1 protein-coding gene and 1 pseudogene are annotated in these 993 nt (G+C 71.7%); one reads left to right on the top strand and one right to left on the bottom strand.

All coding sequences use genetic code 11. The annotated features are described in order from the left end of the window. Positions 1 to 298, bottom strand: a pseudogene (locus D588_RS0109620) (hypothetical protein); the annotation flags it as partial. Positions 299 to 364: 66 nt separating this feature from the next. Between D588_RS0109620 and hemA the strand changes: the two are divergent. After that, positions 365 to 993: glutamyl-tRNA reductase (gene hemA, locus D588_RS0109615; RefSeq protein ID WP_017915824.1), on the top strand; the 629-nt coding region annotated here is incomplete at its 3' end.

The following is a 993-nucleotide window of genomic DNA, read 5'->3' as shown; positions in this document are numbered from 1 at the left end:
CGGGCGCGCGCTGCCGCCACAGCGCCAGCGCCTGGGCGGCGGCCGCGCTGTCGTTGGCGAGCATGGCGATGCGGGTGGCGCGCTCGGCCAGGCCGGCATCGCCGGGGCTGTCGTTGGCGGCCTGCAGGTACCAGCGCGAGGCGTCGGCCAGTTGCCCGGCCTGCAACGCGAACTCGCCGGCCAGCACCGGGGTCATCACGTCCTGGGCGGGACTCGGTGCCTTGGCCGCGGCCGGTGCGGCCACGGCGGCGATTGCGGACAGCAGCAGAAAGGTACGGATGCGAATCAGTGCGGGCATCGGAAGCGGCCGGGCCGTAAAATGGGGCCCTGAATGGCCAGCAGCTTATCGCAAGCAACTGAACAGATGACGTTGTGGGTGCTCGGATTGAACCACCAGACCGCGCCGGTCGACCTGCGCGAACGGGTGGCATTCGCCGGCGACGCATTGCCGCGCGCGCTGCAATCGCTGCGTGGGCTGCCCGACGTCGCCGAGGCGGCGCTGCTGTCCACCTGCAACCGCACCGAGCTGTACGCCATCGCCGGCGATGCGCAGCACCTGGCCGACTGGCTGGACTCGCATGCCGCCGGTCTGCACGGCTATCTGTACCAGCACCAGGACGCGGACGCGGTGCGGCACCTGTTCCGGGTCGCCACCGGGCTGGACTCGATGGTGCTGGGCGAGCCGCAGATCCTCGGCCAGGTGAAGGACGCCTGGTCGCTGGCACGCGAGCATGGGGCGATGGGCAGCCGCCTGGACCGCCTGTTCCAGCAGACCTTCTCGGTGGCCAAGCGCGCGCGCACCGACACCCGCGTGGGCGCCAATCCGGTCTCGGTCGCCTCCACCGCGGTGCGCCTGGCGCAGAGCTCCTTCGCCCGGCTCAGCGAATCCACCGTGCTGCTGGTCGGCGCCGGCGAGACCATCGAGCTGGCCGCCAAGCATCTCAGCGAGGGCCGCGTGCGGCGCCTGCTGATCGCCAACCGCACCCTCACCCA

The organism is Xanthomonas sp. SHU 308, assembly GCF_000364645.1.
In the GTDB taxonomy this organism is placed as follows: domain Bacteria; phylum Pseudomonadota; class Gammaproteobacteria; order Xanthomonadales; family Xanthomonadaceae; genus Xanthomonas_A; species Xanthomonas_A sontii.
The sequence above is the reverse complement of the archived record's forward strand: the minus strand, read 5'-3'. Positions and strand labels throughout refer to the sequence as shown.